Raw genomic sequence first — 14,175 nt, 5'->3', positions numbered from 1 at the left:
CATCATGCTCTTACAGTTGATGTAAAACAGCAGAACCGCGGCCGGTGGAGGATCCGGCCGCGGTTCCGTTCTCCTGGCGTCGGGCCCATCGAAAGCGCCCTGCCGGCTCCCCTCTTTCCGAGGTTCTTATATCCATTCCCGCCGGGTCGGCAGGACAGGTTCAGTGGACCGTCATCCATTCGCGGGCGGCGCGCAGCGCCGCCACGATCTGCATCTTGTCCATGGCGGCGGCCACATCCGCACGAAGCTCGGCGGCGCGATCGTTGCCCTTGATTGCGGCGATGTTCAGCCATTTGTGGGCTGCGACCAGATCGACTTCGCAGCCGCGGCCGGTCGCATACATCAGACCCATTTCACAGAAGACATCGGCGCTGTTGTCGCCACCCATGGTGGCCGTTTCAGCATTGTGCATTTCAAAGCGTGCCATCGGTTTTATCCCTGTTAGCCTGTTTATGACTTACCCTGTTTTACCTCCGGGCCTTGCCGTCTATCGCGGCTTGCGGCCCTTGCGGTCCGGCGGGTTTGCCCCGCTCGTTTGATGGCTTCACTATGCCGAACGGCTTTCAAAAAACGCCTAAAATGCATGATTAATTCTAGACAAACAAAGTGCAAATGCTTGGTAAATTTGGGTTTTTGTTAAACATCAGATGCCTTGCAGCTTAAGGATTTTCGCTCGAATTTTACGAAAGATTCAGATCTGAAAATAAAGGGATCGTTCATCATGAAATCAGCAGCCGAAATTTTGAAAGGTCGCCGCATGAGTGTTTCTCGGCGCTTTTTCCGCCGCTAAAGCTTGTTGTTTTTATGCATGTCGTTATCCCGGGACCGCTGCACACTGCCGGGCGACATGCATTAGCCTGGAAAATGACCACGCATATTTACCTTTACGTTCGCGTCAGTTAATTTCGCGCCCGATCAGGGACATCATGGAGGAAAAGATGATCCGCAGCTTCGTTCTCGCCAGCGCCATCGCAATGATCTCGGGCATCGCCCATGCTGAAGAGCCGATCGTCGGCAGCTGGAAAACAGCCGCCGGCGACACGGCAGTGATCGTCTCCTGCGGCGGCAGTTATTGCGTGACGTTGAAGACCGGTAAATATGCCGGCCGGAAGATCGGCACGCTTGCGGGAACCGGCGGCAGCTATGCCGGGGAGATAACCGACCCGGCCGCCGACAAGACCTATAGCGGCTCGGGCAAGATTTCCGGCAATTCGCTGAGGATGCAGGGCTGCGTGATGAAAGTGCTCTGCAAGTCACAGACCTGGACGCGGCTCTGAGCGCATCAGGCAGTTCAACAACGATCATCAGACGCGGGAATGCCGATGCACCGGCATTCCCGCGGCCTTTCTGCCCCTTCGCCCGGACGCCGCGGGAAAGCCTAACGCATGGGAGCGTGGCCCTGAAAAACCCTCGTAAATTCTCTCCCGATCCCGCCCCCAGCGTGCCCGGCAAGGTGAACGGTGGATGAACCGGTATCTCAGCACTCATTCAGCCGCCCCATGGCAAAACTGTTGTCACGATAGAGTTGCGTATCGGGGGGAACGGCGATGGACATGTATATCTTGGCAAAACGGTTCAGCATTATCACACTGTTTGCGGCGATCTTCGCTGTCACGTTTTCGGCGGTGGTGGTGCATAATGGCGGCGGTGGCGCACAGTCGCATTTCGGCGCGAGCTATACCTGCCTGGAACGAAACGGCACTTTCTGCGCGCCATCGGTGCACTGACGATATCCGACACCAAAGAGGATAAAATAATCAGATTCCGCCGGGGCGCGTCGTTTGCTTGTCAAAAACAAGTCTCTATAATGCGTCATGAACAAACGAATCTCCCCTTTGTCGCCGCTCGACATATCTTCGCCACCTCCTTTCCAGCCTCAGAGCTTTGATGATCCCGCCAAGGCGGTGGAAGCGCTGACGGCGCTTTACGAGCGCAATACAGCGTTCCTGATCAAGAGCTTCACCGAGCTTGCGCAAGGCGCTCCGATCTCCTCGCGCTACCGTGCTTTCTATCCCCAGGTCAGCATCGAGACGACAAGCTTCGGCCACGTCGATTCGCGCCTTTCCTACGGCCACGTCACGGCACCGGGCATCTATACAACGACGGTCACCCGGCCGAAGCTCTTCAAACATTACTTGAAGGAGCAGTTGGCGCTCCTGGTGAAGAGCCACAATGTTCCGGTCATCGTTTCGGAATCGACGACGCCGATCCCCTTGCACTTCGCCTTCGGCGAGGGTGCGCATGTAGAAGCATCGACCAACGCCTTCATCGACATTCCGATGCGCGATATTTTCGACACGCCGGATCTCAACACCACCGACGACGAGATCGCCAATGGCGAATATATCCCGCCGCCGGGAGAGCCCTCGCCGCTTGCGCCGTTCACCGCGCAACGCATCGACTATTCGCTCGCCCGTCTGTCGCATTATACCGCGACGCATGCCGAGCACTTCCAGAATTTCGTGCTGTTTACGAACTACCAGTTCTATATCGATGAGTTCTGCAGCTGGGCGCGCAAGCTGATGGCGGAGGGCGGCGACGGCTACACCGCCTTCGTCGAGCCCGGCAACATCGTCACCCTGCCGGGCTCGAGCGCGCCGGAAACGGATGCGGCACTTGCCCGCCTGCCGCAGATGCCGGCCTACCATCTGAAGAAGAAGGGGCATGCCGGGATCACTATGATCAATATCGGCGTCGGCCCCTCCAACGCCAAGACGATCACCGACCACGTCGCGGTGCTGCGCCCGCATGCCTGGCTGATGCTCGGCCACTGCGCCGGTCTGCGCAACAGCCAGCGGCTGGGCGACTACGTGCTTGCCCATGCCTATATGCGCGAAGACCATGTGCTCGATGACGACCTGCCGGTCTGGGTGCCTATCCCGGCGCTCGCCGAAGTGCAGGTGGCGCTGGAGGCAGCCGTTGCCGAAATCACCGGCTACGAGGGCTTCGAGCTGAAACGCATCATGCGCACCGGCACCGTCGGCACCATCGACAACCGCAACTGGGAACTGCGCGACCAGCGCGGGCCGGTGAAGCGGCTCTCGCAGGCGCGCGCCATCGCGCTCGACATGGAGTCGGCGACGATCGCCGCCAACGGCTTCCGCTTCCGCGTGCCCTACGGCACGCTGCTCTGTGTCTCCGACAAGCCGCTGCACGGCGAATTGAAGCTGCCGGGCATGGCGACGGCCTTCTACCGCACGCAGGTCAACCAGCATCTGCAGATCGGCATCCGCGCCGTGCAGAAGCTCGCCGCCATGCCGACGGAAGCGCTGCATTCACGCAAACTGCGCAGCTTCTTCGAAACCGCCTTCCAATAGGCGGTTTCCTCACCGTCCCGCCACGATAGGTGCTGGGTGATCCGCAAGCATCTGCGGTCTGCCGGCGGCGGCATTCAGCCCCGATATCAGCAGGGTGAAGGCGATGAAGGCGAAAGCGGTGCGCTGGAGAATCTTCAGACCGTCGCTTTCATCGAACTTAGGCTGACGCTTTTCATGGCGGCGTGCCCAGATCTGGCTTGCCAGCGCGATTTCAAGAATGCTCATTTCAGTTCTCCTCGACAGGTTTCGATGAAGCCTTGTCGAGTGCTGCCTTGCGATTTCGACACCTGACCGGCACAAAAGATTTTTTTCCGCCGCTGTCGAAATGTACGGAGGTCGTTCGTCCAGGGGTATGGAACACGGCAAAGGAGGCTGCCTGCGATGAAATATCTCTGTCAGGTGTGGTTCGACGGCGCGATACTCGACGCCATGACGAAAGAAGAGAAGGCCGAGCTCGACGCGAATTCGCTGAACTACGACAAGGATCTCGCCGAAAGCGGGAATATGATCGTCGCCCAGGCGCTGCAGCCGCCGAAATCGGCGGTGACGGTCCGGGTGCGCAGCGGCGAAATGTCGGTCACGGACGGTCCCTTCGTCGAGACCAAGGAGGCGCTCGGCGGCTTCATCCTGATCGAGGCCAAGGACCTCAACGACGCGATCCGCATTGCCGCCGGCATCCCGCTTGCCAGGCTCGGCGCGATCGAGGTGCGGCCCATTCACGAATTCGCAGCTCAATGAGGAGGTACCAATGAAGTTTTTATGCCAGATCTGGTTCGACACGGAAAAAAGCAAGCTGGTCCCTCAGAGCGAATGGGATGCGCTCACACAGGAATGCATCGCCAGCGACAATCGCTGGCGCGACAGCGGTCATCTGCAAGCGGCGTTCGCCTTGCATGAGCCGTCAATGGCGATCACGGTCCGTCTGCACAATGGCGAAGTCTCCGCGACCGATGGACCGTTTGCCGAGATCAAAGAGCATCTCGGCGGTTTTGTGTTGATCGAAGCCGAGAATATCGAGGAGGCGAAGACCATCGCCTCCAGTTTTCCCATCCTCAAATATTGCTCGATCGAAGTGCGCCCGGCCTATTCCATTCAGGATGGGAGATAGGCATGCGCTACATCTGCCTGATCTACAATTGCGCCGATAGCGACGGCACGCTGACACCTGATGAAACCGATGACCTTATCAAAGCGCATTTCGCCTTCGACGAGGAACTGCGCCGTGACGGCATCATGATCCATGCCGATGCGCTAGAGATGCCCGACAAGGCGACCGTGCTGCGTGTGCGAAACAGTGCGCTGTCTGCGACCGACGGCCCTTATGTCGAGACGAAGGAACATCTGGCCGGCTTCTACGTCATCGAGGCGCCTGACATGGCGGCGGCAAAAGAAATTGCCGGGCGGATCCCCTCGGCGCGCTTCGGCGCGGTCGAACTGCGGCCCGTGCGGATGCTGACGTTGCCGGACTGAGGTGCCAGATTGGAAAACGTGATCGACGAGATCTACCGAACACAGTCGCGCCGGGTGCTGGCGACGCTGATCCGCCTGCTCGGCGATTTCGACCGGGCCGAGGAAGCGCTCCACGACGCCTTTGCCGCGGCCGCCAAGACATGGCCGGCGGACGGCATTCCCGGCAACCCCTTCGCCTGGCTGGTCTCGGCGGGCCGCTTCAAGGCAATCGACACGATCCGGCGGCGGGCGCGTTTCGATGCTTCGCAGCACCACATCGAGGACAGCCTCTACACGCCCGAGGCAACTTACATCAGCGACATGGACCCGATCGAGGACGACATGCTACGGCTGATTTTCACCTGCTGCCATCCCGCCATTCCTGCCGATGCGCAGATGGCAATGGCGCTTCGGGAAATCTGCGGACTAACCACCGAAGAAATCGCCCATGCCTTCCTCGTGCCGGCACCGACGATTGCCCAGCGGATCGTCCGCGCCAAAGGCAGGATTCGGGCTGAGAAGATCCCCTACGAGGTGCCGGGCCACGAGGCGCTGCCGCAGCGGCTCGAGCAGGTTCTGCACGTGATCTACCTTGTCTTCAACGAGGGCTATTCCGCTTCTTCGGGCGAAGACGTGGTCCGTGCCGACCTGACCGCAGAGGCAATCCGTCTGGCACGGCTGCTTCTGGCGCTGCTGCCGCATCCCGACGTCTCCGGCCTGCTGGCGCTGATGCTGCTGCAGGAGTCCCGCCGCACCGCCCGCAGCAGCGAGCGGGGGGCGCTGGTGCTGCTTGCCCATCAGGACCGCTCGCTCTGGGATCATGCGAAGATTGGGGAAGGCCTGGCGCTGCTTGCCGAAACAATGAGAGCAGGAGAGATCGGCAGCTTTACGCTGCAGGCGGCGATCGCCGCCGAGCATGCCAGGGCACCGGTTGCGGAAGAGACCGACTGGCGGCGGATCGCCTTCTACTACGATCTGCTTCTGACGGCCCAGCCCTCCCCGATCGTCGAGCTCAACCGCGCCGTGGCGATCGCGATGGCGGAGGGGCCGGCGAAGGGGCTGGAACTGATCGACGCCATTCTGGAGCGCCGGGAACTGCAGACCTATCATCTCGCCCATTCGGCGCGCGCCGATTTCCTGCGCCGCCTTGGCCGGAGGCAGGAGGCGATCGCAGCCTATGAGAAAGCGCTGTCGCTCTGCCGGCAGGAGCCGGAGCAGGTCTTCTTAAGAAAACGGATTTCAGAGCTTGCCGCGACGCCCGAGCGGCAGTGAGATCGCCGTGCCGGTGAGCGCCGAGACGATGATCAGCAGGTGGGCATTGACGCTCGCCTGGGCGAGCGCGGCCAGGGCCAGCCGCTCGCTCGAAGCCCCGAGAGCAATGGCGCCGGCGGTGATGCCGGCCGGATAGGTGCCGACGCCGCCCGGCGCATGGACCGGCAGCACGGAGGAAAGCTCGCCGCCGAGCGCGCCGCCGAAGCTTGCCGCCATCGGCAGCACGCCCATCAGGCCGAGCGCCCAGGCCAGCACCATGACCTTTACCAGCCAGTTGACGATGGTCATCGCCCAGGCGCGCGCAAAGGCGACGGCATCGAGCGGCAAACCGTTTTCGATCTCGGCGACGAATTTCCGCGCCTTTTCCGGCAGCAGCCTGGCAGCGAGGCGCAGCAGCGGCTTGCGGGCGGCAAAGGCTGCGACCGGCAGCAGCAGAAAGCCGGTCCAGAGCGACCAGGCAACGATCGGATCGGCGGAGGCGACGGCAAAACCGATGCCAGCGGCAGCGACAAGCGCGTGCAGGTCGAGCAGCCGCATGACGAGGAGTGCCGAAGTTGCACGCGTCAGCGGAATGCCGAACTCCGAGCGCATCAGCAGTGGAAAGCTGGTCTCGCCGGTGCGGAAGGGCAGCATGATGTTCAACAGGTTGTGGATCTGCGTGACGCGGAAGAGGACGGCGAACCGGCCGGCCGTCTCCTTCGGAAAGTAGTCATAGATGCGCCAGGTGCGCAGGAAATAGGTGCTCGTCAACAGCACCAGCGCGCCGATCACCGGGCCGGCGCCGACATCGGCCCACTGCCGAATAATGACGGGCCAACCCCAGAACCATTGGATGAAGAGGGCATAGGCTGCGACAATGACGACCGTCAGCACCGTCATGCGATTGCGCATAAACCAGGATTGCCGGCTTTCAACGATCGAACTCTTCATGTAGTAGGCATTCCTCGCTTGGCGTCGGCATCGGCCCCGTTCGCCAGGCCTTTTAGGAGAAATGACGGTTGCGCACAACGGCGGAGTTGATGGGCGATGGCAGCGAACACGCTTCCCCGCCGACGATCCGAGCGCTGACCGCTAAATCACTCGCCTTGCCGGCTTGACGCGGAGATCGATGTTGGAGCGGATTACCAGAAACATTCCGAGCGCAAGCCTTTTTCTGGCAGCCTATTTCCTGCTCAATATCGCGCTTCGCATCGCCTTGCCGCATACGCTCGATCTCGACGAGGCCGAGCAATCCTTCTATTCGCAATACCTGCTTGCAGGCTACGGCCCGCAACCGCCGTTCTACAACTGGATCCAATATGCCATCGTTTCGGTGACCGGCATATCGATGTGGGTGCTCTCGGTCCCGAAGAACATCATTCTCTTCGGCTGCTATGTATTCTATGGGCTTGCCGCCCGCGAGGTGCTGAAGAACCGTTCGCTCGCAGCCGTCGCCATGCTGAGCCTGATTACGCTGCCGCAGGTGGGTCTGATGGCGCAGCGCGAATTGACACATACCGTCGCGCTCTTGTTTGCGACCTCGCTCTTCCTCTTCGGTTTTTTCCGTACACTGCGCCAGCCGACGATTACAAGCTTCCTGGTCATCGGCATCGCCACCGGCATCGGGCTGATCTCGAAATATAATTTCGCCATCCTGCCGGCCTCAGCGCTCATCGCCGTGCTGCCGGACCGTGAGTGGCGCAGCCGCCTCATCGACTGGCGCTTGCTGCCGGCGATCGTCGTCGCCATCCTGATCGTGCTGCCGCATGCGCTCTGGCTGCCCGACAATCTCCTCAGCGCCTCTGCGCCGACACTGGAGCGGATGACCGCCGAACATGTGGCGCCTGCAGGCATCCCCCGTATCGGACAAGGACTATTCTCTCTCCTCATCGCCGTGCTCGGCTTCGTCGCATTGCCGATCGTTCTGCTTGCCGCCGCCTTTCGGCGGGATTTCTTTCGCGCGCTGTCCTCGTCCAGCCCGATGATCCGGGTGATCGAGCGGATGATGCTCGTCAGCCTGCTCGCTTTCGTCGGCGTGATCCTCGTCGCCGGCGCAAGCGATATTCACGAGCGCTGGCTCGACCCCTGCCTGCTCGTCCTGCCGATCTATCTGTTCCTGAAACTGAAAACCGCAGATGTCGATCTTTCCGCCGGCCTTGCACGCTTCCGCCCCGTCGTACCGGTGTTCATGGTGATCATCCTGTCGATCCTTCTCTTCCGGATCATCGGCATTCAATACATCGGCACCTATACGAGAACGAACGTCCCCTTCGCCGGCTACGTCGCCGAACTGACCGCGACCCGCAAGCCGGTTCTCATCGTGGCTGGAACCAAGTTCGTCGCCGGCAATATGAAGCTTCAACTACCCGATGTTCCGGTGGTGATACCGTTCTTCCCGGGTTCCGGGGTTCCCGAATATGCGACGGCGAAGGGGCCGGTGCTGGTTATCTGGCGCGGCGAGACCGCAGATGACCCGACAATTTCCCCCGGCTTTGCCAACGATCTGGTGAGATCGGGCATTCATCTGCAGGAGTTGAACACGCTGACGCTGCCCTATCTCTTCGGTGACGGCAAACGCAGTTTCTCCATCGGTTATTCCTGGGTGGAGGGGGGCGCGAAATAGCGTTCCCACAGGTCGGCCGATTGCGGGGAAACCGGCATTGTCCGCTGGCAACCGGTGGACACTTCATGTACTAGCCTTCCGCAAGCGCGGCGGCGGCAGTAAAGATTGCCTGGCCGTCCGGCCTTTTGGAGATGAAAGTTGCAGACAACCGTAGAGCCCATGCGCGGTACGACTGATCCGGTACAATCGCTCGAGCTGTCGCTGGTCGTGCCCATTTTCAACGAAGAGGAAAGCGTCGGCCCGCTCGTCGAGCGCGTCGTGGCTGCGATGGCCGGCTATCCCCATCACTGGGAGTTGATCCTCATCGACGACGGCAGCACGGATGCGACGCTCGTCAACGCCCGCAAATTCGTCGGACGCGAAGGGCTGGCGCTCAGGATCGTCGAGCTGCAGCGCAATTTCGGCCAGACCGCCGCCATGCAGGCCGGTATCGACACCGCCCAGGGCCGCCTGATCGCAACGATGGACGGCGACCTGCAGAACGATCCGAAGGACATTCCTTCGATGGTCGCCGAATTGGAACGGCGTGAACTCGACCTCCTGGTGGGATGGCGCAAGAACCGCAAGGACGGTCTGTTCCTGCGTAAGATCCCATCCTGGTGCGCCAACTACCTGATCGGCCGCATCACCGGCGTCAAGCTGCACGATTACGGCTGCAGCCTGAAGATCTATCGTGCCTCGATCATCAAGCAGGTGAAGCTGATGGGCGAAATGCACCGCTTCATCCCGGCCTGGGTGGCGGGCGTCGTCCCGAGCTCGCGCATCGGAGAGATGGCCGTCACCCACCATGCCCGCGAGCACGGCGTTTCGAAATACGGTATCTCGCGCACCTTCCGCGTCATCCTCGACCTGTTGTCGGTGATGTTCTTCATGCGCTACAAGGCCCGGCCCGGGCATTTCTTCGGCTCGCTGGGACTTGGCCTCGGCGCGGTCGCCATGCTGATCCTCCTCTATCTCGGCTTCGACAAGTTCATCATGGGCAACGATATCGGCACGCGCCCGATGCTGATGGTCGGCGTCGTGCTGCTGCTGTCGTCGGTGCAGATGATCACAACCGGCATCCTGGCGGAGATGATCGCGCGCACTTACTACCGCGACGATGCCTCGCCGAACTATATCGTGCGGCAGATCTTCGACGATCGAAGCCAAGCCTAAGCCGGCAGCACGATGCTGGAGCGCGCGACGAGGACGATCAAAACCGCGGGCCTGCTGCTTGCGGCCTATTTCGTGCTCAACATCGTGCTGCGCATCGCGCTTCCGCATTCGCTGGAGCTCGACGAGGCAGAGCAATCCTTCTTCTCGCAATATCTGCTGGCGGGCTACGGCCCACAGCCGCCCTTCTACAACTGGATGCAATATGCCGTCGTTTCTGTGACGGGCATGTCGATCGGCGCGCTGATCGTGCCGAAGAACATCCTGCTCTTCCTGTGCTACCTTTTTTACGGCCTTGCCGGGCGCGAAGTCTTAAAGGATCAGGCGCTTGCCGCCATCGGCATGCTGGCGCTGATCACCCTGCCCCAGGTCTCCTTTATGGCCCAGCAGGATCTGACCCACACGACGGCGCTGCTCTTTGCCAGCGCATTGTTTCTCTACGGCTTCTTCCGCACGCTCGACCGGCCCGCTATCGGCAGCTATCTGCTGCTCGGGCTTGCCACGGGCATCGGGCTGATCTCGAAATATAATTTCGCGCTGATGCCGGCCGCTGCCTTGATCGCCATACTCCCGGATGCCGAATGGCGGCGCAGGGCGATCGACTGGCGCATGCTGGCGGCGATCGCCGTCGCGCTCGTCATCATCCTGCCGCACGCGATCTGGCTGCGGGACAATCTCGCATTCGCATCCTCCGATACTCTGGTGAAGATGGCCGCCGGCAACGAACCGGCCGGCATCGCGCGAGCCGGCAAAGGCCTCATCGCCTTTGTCGTCGCCATCATCGCCTTTGCGGCCCTGCCGGTCGCAATCTTCGCCGCCGCTTTCCGCCGGGATTTTGTTCGTGCCGTTTCGGCCGGCAACCGCTGGACCCGGATGATCGAGCGGATGATGCTCGCAAGCCTTGCCGGCATCGTTCTCATCGTGCTCTTCACCGGTTCCACCACCGTGCGCGAGCGCTGGCTCGACCCGTTCCTGCTGGTGCTGCCGATCTATTTCCTGGCGAAGATGCAGGCTGCCGGCATCGACCTTTCCGCGGGGCTGCGCCGCCTCCGGCCGGTGCTGCCCGTGCTGATGGCTTGCGTGCTGATCGCGCTCGGCCTGCGTGTCGTCGGCGCCGGCCTGTTCGGCGTCTACGCGAGGCCGAACGTGCCGATGGCGGGCCTTTCCCGCGAGATGACGCGGCAGGCGGAACCGGCGCTGGTGATCGCCTCGGACACCTATATCGGCGGAAACATGCGGCTGCAATTTCCCGATGTGCCGGTGATCATCCCGGATTTTCCGGCACCGGGCATTCCCGCCTATGCCGAGGCGAAGGGACCGGTGCTGGTCGTCTGGCGCGGCAAGAAGACGGCGACGGCCGCCGATGCGGTCATGCCGGAACGGTTTTCGTCGGCACTGGCAACGGCGGGCATTGCGTCGCAGGAGATCGGCTCGCTGTCGCTTCCCTATTATTTCGGCCGCCAGGGCGATAATTTCGCGCTGGGCTATGCCTGGGTTCAGCCGGGGACCAGATAGATGACCGAAACCGACAGCCGCGACATCCGCTGGATTTTCGTCCTGCTGGCCGCCTATTTCGTGCTTCAGATCGGCGTGCGGCTGGCGACCTCGCATTCGCTCGATCTCGACGAGGCCGAACAGGCCTTCCGCTCGCAATGGCTTGCCGCCGGCTACGGCCCGCAGCCGCCCTTCTACAACTGGCTGCAATACACCGTCTTCCAATTTACAGGCGTGTCGCTTGCCGCACTTTCGGTGGTCAAGAACCTTCTGCTGTTCATCTCCTATCTGCTGTACGGCTTGACCGCACGGCTCGTCCTGCGCGACAGGGCGCTGGTGGCGATATCGACGCTGGGGCTGCTGACCATCCCGCAGATGGTTTTCGAGATGCAGCGCGACCTGACGCATACAGTCGCGGTATTCTTCTCGGCCAGCATCTTCTTCTACGGCTTCATCCGCAGCCTGAAGCAGCCGAGCCTTGCTTCCTATCTGATCGCCGGCATCGGCATCGGTTTCGGCCTGCTGGCCAAATATAATTTCGCAATCCTGCCGGCGGCAGCGCTGATTGCCGCGCTGGCGGATGCGCGTCTGCGGCCGCGCATCTTCGACCGGCGGCTGCTACTGACCGCTGTCGTGGCGCTTATCATCGTCCTGCCGCATCTCTTCTGGCTGAAGGACAATCTCGATTTCGCCACCGCCCGCACGCTGGAGAAGATGACCGCGAGCGGTGATGCGAGCTATTTCATGCAGGTCACCATGGGTGTCAGCTCGCTTGCTCTGGCCATCATCAGCTTTGCCGGATTGACCGTGGCGGTCTTCGCCATCGTCTTCGGCAACGCTCTTCGCCCGGCGCTCACCGCCGGCTCGGAATGGACGCAGCTCATCGAGCGGATGATGCTCGTCTTCCTCATCGGCATTCTCTTTCTGATCGTCTTCGGCGGCGCGGCCGGCATCAAGGATCGCTGGCTGGTACCGATGCTCTTCATCCTGCCGCTCTATTTCTGCTTGAAGATCGAGGCCGCCGGCGTCACGACAGGTAGGGCCTTCCGGCGTTTCATGGTCGCCGTCGCCATCATCATGATCGGCGTACCGGCCGCCCTTTACGCCAGCGTCGCGGCGGCACGCTTTTCCGGTCATTACGAACGATTGAACAGGCCCTATGCCACGATGCTGGAAAGCTTGCGAAAACAGGCCGAGCCGGCGGCGATCCTCGCCGGCGACAGCCTGCTTGCCGGCAATCTCAGGCAGGATATTCCCGGCGTGCCGGTCCTCTCCGTCGATTATCCCGGTTTCAACCCCGATCTGACCGGCCGGCGACCACTTCTCCTCGTCTGGCTGATACCGCCGAAGGGCGGCAGCGAAGCACTCCCGCCTGATATGGCGCAATGGCTCCAAGCCAATCTCGGCGCATCCGCACCTGAGGGATTGGTGATCGACGTGCCCTATTTCTACAGGCGCGGCGACGACAGCTACCGTTTCGGCTATGCCTGGATCAACCAGCTGAACTGAGCGAAATCAGGATTTCAGCTCCTTCCAGGCCAAATCCAGCGCCAGCCTGGTAATCCTTGCCATCTCGTCCACCTCCGCATGGCTGATGACGAGCGGTGGCGAGGCGAGCATCCGGTCGCCGGTGGCGCGCAGCACGAGGCCGTTGGCGAGCGCGTGGTTGCGCACCAGCGCCCCGACCTGATCGGGTTTTTCAAAACGGGCGCGGGTGCTTTTGTTGGCGGCAAGCTGCAGGGCGCCCATCAGGCCGATACTGACGGCCTCACCGACGAGATCATGATCAGCGAGCGCCGCCCAAGCCCTGCCGAAATAGGGGCCGATATCGTCGCGCACGCGTTCGACCAGTTTCTCCTCCTCGATGATGCACAGGTTTTCGAGGGCGGCGGCCGCACAGACCGGATGGCCGGAATAGGTGAAGCCGTGATTGAACTCGCCGACCTCGTCGATCAGCACATCGGCGATGCGGTCGCTGACGAGGACGCCGCCGATCGGCAGGTAGCCGGAGGACAGCCCCTTGGCGATCGGCGCGAGATCCGGCTCGACGCCGAAATGCTGGTGGCCGAACCAGGCGCCCAACCGGCCAAAACCGCAGATCACCTCGTCGGTTACCAACAGGATATTGCGCGCCTTGCAGATGCGGTCAATCTCCGGCCAATAGGTCTCGGGCGGGATGATGACCCCGGCAGCGCCTTGCACCGGCTCGGCGACGAAGGCCGCGACGTTCTCTTCGCCCAGTTCGTCGATCTTCGCTTCGAGCTCGCGGGCGACCTTGAGGCCGAATTCATCAGGCGAGAGATCGCCGCCCTCGCCGTACCAGTAAGGCTGGCCGATATGGACAATGCCCGGGATCGGCAGGTCGCCTTGCTCGTGCATATATTTCATGCCGCCAAGGCTGGCGCCGGCGACGGTCGAACCGTGATAGCCGTTCTTTCTCGCGATGACGATCTTCTTCGACGGCTTACCGACGGCGCTCCAGTAAACACGGGCCATGCGGAACCAGGTGTCGTTCGCCTCCGAGCCGGAGCCGGTGAAGAAGATGTGGTTGAAACGCGGCCCGGCATGGGCGGTGACTTTCTGCGCCAGCAGCGTCGCCGGCGCCGAACTCGTGCCGAAGAAGGTGTTGTAATAGGGCAGCTCGTTCATCTGCCGTGCGACGGCCTCGGTGATTTCCCGGCGACCATAGCCGATATTGACGCACCAGAGGCCGGCAAAGCCGTCGAGATATTTCCTGCCGTGATTGTCGAAGATATGGACGCCCTCGCCGCGCTGGATGATGCGCGTGCCATCGGCATTCAGCTTCTTCATGTCGGCGAAGGGATGCAGGTGATGCGCGGCGTCGATCGCCGCAAGGTTCGAGGGTGGGGAAGTATCGGGCATAAGGTG

Annotated in this window: 15 protein-coding genes; 11 read left to right on the top strand and 4 right to left on the bottom strand. The window is 61.6% G+C overall.

What is annotated here, in order from left to right; all coding sequences use genetic code 11:
- Positions 1 to 160 precede the first annotated feature (160 nt).
- Positions 161 to 427 (bottom strand): SEL1-like repeat protein, encoded by a 267-nt coding sequence (locus OS035_RS16755; RefSeq protein ID WP_003569238.1) that lies wholly within the window; start codon positions 425 to 427, stop codon positions 161 to 163.
- Between the two features lie 511 nt (positions 428 to 938).
- Between OS035_RS16755 and OS035_RS16750 the strand changes: the two genes are divergently transcribed.
- From OS035_RS16750 to OS035_RS16740, 3 genes are all read left to right on the top strand, one after another.
- Positions 939 to 1,277, top strand: coding sequence for a DUF2147 domain-containing protein (locus tag OS035_RS16750; protein ID WP_097629497.1), 339 nt, complete (start codon positions 939 to 941; stop codon positions 1,275 to 1,277).
- Positions 1,278 to 1,547: 270 nt separating this feature from the next.
- The gene (locus tag OS035_RS16745) at positions 1,548 to 1,727 is read left to right on the top strand and encodes a hypothetical protein (protein ID WP_003587629.1); all 180 of its coding nucleotides are present in this window, start codon (positions 1,548 to 1,550) and stop codon (positions 1,725 to 1,727) included.
- 87 nt (positions 1,728 to 1,814) lie between these two features.
- Positions 1,815 to 3,317 (top strand): AMP nucleosidase, encoded by a 1,503-nt coding sequence (locus tag OS035_RS16740; RefSeq protein ID WP_097629496.1) that lies wholly within the window; start codon positions 1,815 to 1,817, stop codon positions 3,315 to 3,317.
- Positions 3,318 to 3,326: 9 nt separating this feature from the next.
- Here OS035_RS16740 and OS035_RS16735 read toward each other — a convergent pair whose 3' ends face one another.
- Positions 3,327 to 3,542: a hypothetical protein gene (locus OS035_RS16735; protein ID WP_310808769.1), complete on the bottom strand. Its 216-nt coding sequence runs from the start codon at positions 3,540 to 3,542 to the stop codon at positions 3,327 to 3,329.
- 156 nt (positions 3,543 to 3,698) lie between these two features.
- Between OS035_RS16735 and OS035_RS16730 the strand changes: the two genes are divergently transcribed.
- Genes OS035_RS16730 through OS035_RS16715 form a run of 4 tightly spaced genes read left to right on the top strand, consistent with a single transcriptional unit; the run spans position 3,699 to position 6,038 of the window.
- Positions 3,699 to 4,055 carry a YciI family protein gene (locus OS035_RS16730; RefSeq protein ID WP_310808768.1) on the top strand — a complete coding sequence of 119 codons (357 nt, stop codon included), beginning with the start codon at positions 3,699 to 3,701 and terminating at the stop codon, positions 4,053 to 4,055.
- Between the two features lie 10 nt (positions 4,056 to 4,065).
- On the top strand, positions 4,066 to 4,425 hold the full coding sequence (locus tag OS035_RS16725) for a YciI family protein (RefSeq protein ID WP_097629493.1): 360 nt from the start codon (positions 4,066 to 4,068) through the stop codon (positions 4,423 to 4,425).
- A 2-nt stretch (positions 4,426 to 4,427) separates the two neighbouring features.
- The gene (locus OS035_RS16720) at positions 4,428 to 4,787 is read left to right on the top strand and encodes a YciI family protein (protein ID WP_310808767.1); all 360 of its coding nucleotides are present in this window, start codon (positions 4,428 to 4,430) and stop codon (positions 4,785 to 4,787) included.
- A gap of 9 nt (positions 4,788 to 4,796) precedes the next feature.
- Complete coding sequence (locus tag OS035_RS16715) at positions 4,797 to 6,038, top strand: RNA polymerase sigma factor (RefSeq protein ID WP_331813914.1); 1,242 nt, start codon at positions 4,797 to 4,799, stop codon at positions 6,036 to 6,038.
- On the opposite strand, the gene OS035_RS16710 is transcribed toward OS035_RS16715, so the two are convergent.
- Positions 6,006 to 6,968: a lysylphosphatidylglycerol synthase domain-containing protein gene (locus OS035_RS16710; protein ID WP_310806600.1), complete on the bottom strand. Its 963-nt coding sequence runs from the start codon at positions 6,966 to 6,968 to the stop codon at positions 6,006 to 6,008. The two genes, OS035_RS16715 and OS035_RS16710, sit on opposite strands and share 33 nt — an antisense overlap.
- 178 nt (positions 6,969 to 7,146) lie before the next feature.
- Here OS035_RS16710 and OS035_RS16705 point away from each other — a divergent pair, with 178 nt between their 5' ends.
- The 4 genes from OS035_RS16705 (at position 7,147) to OS035_RS16690 (ending at position 12,795) form a co-directional block, all read left to right on the top strand.
- On the top strand, positions 7,147 to 8,640 hold the full coding sequence (locus OS035_RS16705) for an ArnT family glycosyltransferase (RefSeq protein WP_331813913.1): 1,494 nt from the start codon (positions 7,147 to 7,149) through the stop codon (positions 8,638 to 8,640).
- Positions 8,641 to 8,778: 138 nt separating this feature from the next.
- Positions 8,779 to 9,795 carry a glycosyltransferase family 2 protein gene (locus tag OS035_RS16700; protein ID WP_097629488.1) on the top strand — a complete coding sequence of 339 codons (1,017 nt, stop codon included), beginning with the start codon at positions 8,779 to 8,781 and terminating at the stop codon, positions 9,793 to 9,795.
- A gap of 12 nt (positions 9,796 to 9,807) precedes the next feature.
- Positions 9,808 to 11,307: a glycosyltransferase family 39 protein gene (locus OS035_RS16695; RefSeq protein ID WP_097629487.1), complete on the top strand. Its 1,500-nt coding sequence runs from the start codon at positions 9,808 to 9,810 to the stop codon at positions 11,305 to 11,307.
- Complete coding sequence (locus OS035_RS16690) at positions 11,308 to 12,795, top strand: ArnT family glycosyltransferase (RefSeq protein WP_331813912.1); 1,488 nt, start codon at positions 11,308 to 11,310, stop codon at positions 12,793 to 12,795.
- Positions 12,796 to 12,801: 6 nt separating this feature from the next.
- Here OS035_RS16690 and OS035_RS16685 read toward each other — a convergent pair whose 3' ends face one another.
- The gene (locus OS035_RS16685; protein ID WP_310808762.1) at positions 12,802 to 14,169 is read right to left on the bottom strand and encodes an aspartate aminotransferase family protein; all 1,368 of its coding nucleotides are present in this window, start codon (positions 14,167 to 14,169) and stop codon (positions 12,802 to 12,804) included.
- Positions 14,170 to 14,175 lie beyond the last annotated feature (6 nt).

The sequence above is a fragment of the Rhizobium sp. 268 genome, from assembly GCF_036571585.1.
GTDB classification, from domain to species: Bacteria; Pseudomonadota; Alphaproteobacteria; order Rhizobiales; family Rhizobiaceae; genus Rhizobium; species Rhizobium redzepovicii.
This window is presented reverse-complemented; position numbering and strand designations above follow the sequence as displayed.

Coding starts and splice junctions, on each gene's coding strand:
- OS035_RS16755 (WP_003569238.1), bottom strand. CDS start 427: ATGGCACGCTTTGAAATGCACAATGCTGAAACGGCCACCATGGGTGGC.
- OS035_RS16750 (WP_097629497.1), top strand. CDS start 939: ATGATCCGCAGCTTCGTTCTCGCCAGCGCCATCGCAATGATCTCGGGC.
- OS035_RS16745 (WP_003587629.1), top strand. CDS start 1,548: ATGGACATGTATATCTTGGCAAAACGGTTCAGCATTATCACACTGTTT.
- OS035_RS16740 (WP_097629496.1), top strand. CDS start 1,815: ATGAACAAACGAATCTCCCCTTTGTCGCCGCTCGACATATCTTCGCCA.
- OS035_RS16735 (WP_310808769.1), bottom strand. CDS start 3,542: ATGAGCATTCTTGAAATCGCGCTGGCAAGCCAGATCTGGGCACGCCGC.
- OS035_RS16730 (WP_310808768.1), top strand. CDS start 3,699: ATGAAATATCTCTGTCAGGTGTGGTTCGACGGCGCGATACTCGACGCC.
- OS035_RS16725 (WP_097629493.1), top strand. CDS start 4,066: ATGAAGTTTTTATGCCAGATCTGGTTCGACACGGAAAAAAGCAAGCTG.
- OS035_RS16720 (WP_310808767.1), top strand. CDS start 4,428: ATGCGCTACATCTGCCTGATCTACAATTGCGCCGATAGCGACGGCACG.
- OS035_RS16710 (WP_310806600.1), bottom strand. CDS start 6,968: ATGAAGAGTTCGATCGTTGAAAGCCGGCAATCCTGGTTTATGCGCAAT.
- OS035_RS16705 (WP_331813913.1), top strand. CDS start 7,147: ATGTTGGAGCGGATTACCAGAAACATTCCGAGCGCAAGCCTTTTTCTG.
- OS035_RS16695 (WP_097629487.1), top strand. CDS start 9,808: ATGCTGGAGCGCGCGACGAGGACGATCAAAACCGCGGGCCTGCTGCTT.
- OS035_RS16690 (WP_331813912.1), top strand. CDS start 11,308: ATGACCGAAACCGACAGCCGCGACATCCGCTGGATTTTCGTCCTGCTG.
- OS035_RS16685 (WP_310808762.1), bottom strand. CDS start 14,169: ATGCCCGATACTTCCCCACCCTCGAACCTTGCGGCGATCGACGCCGCG.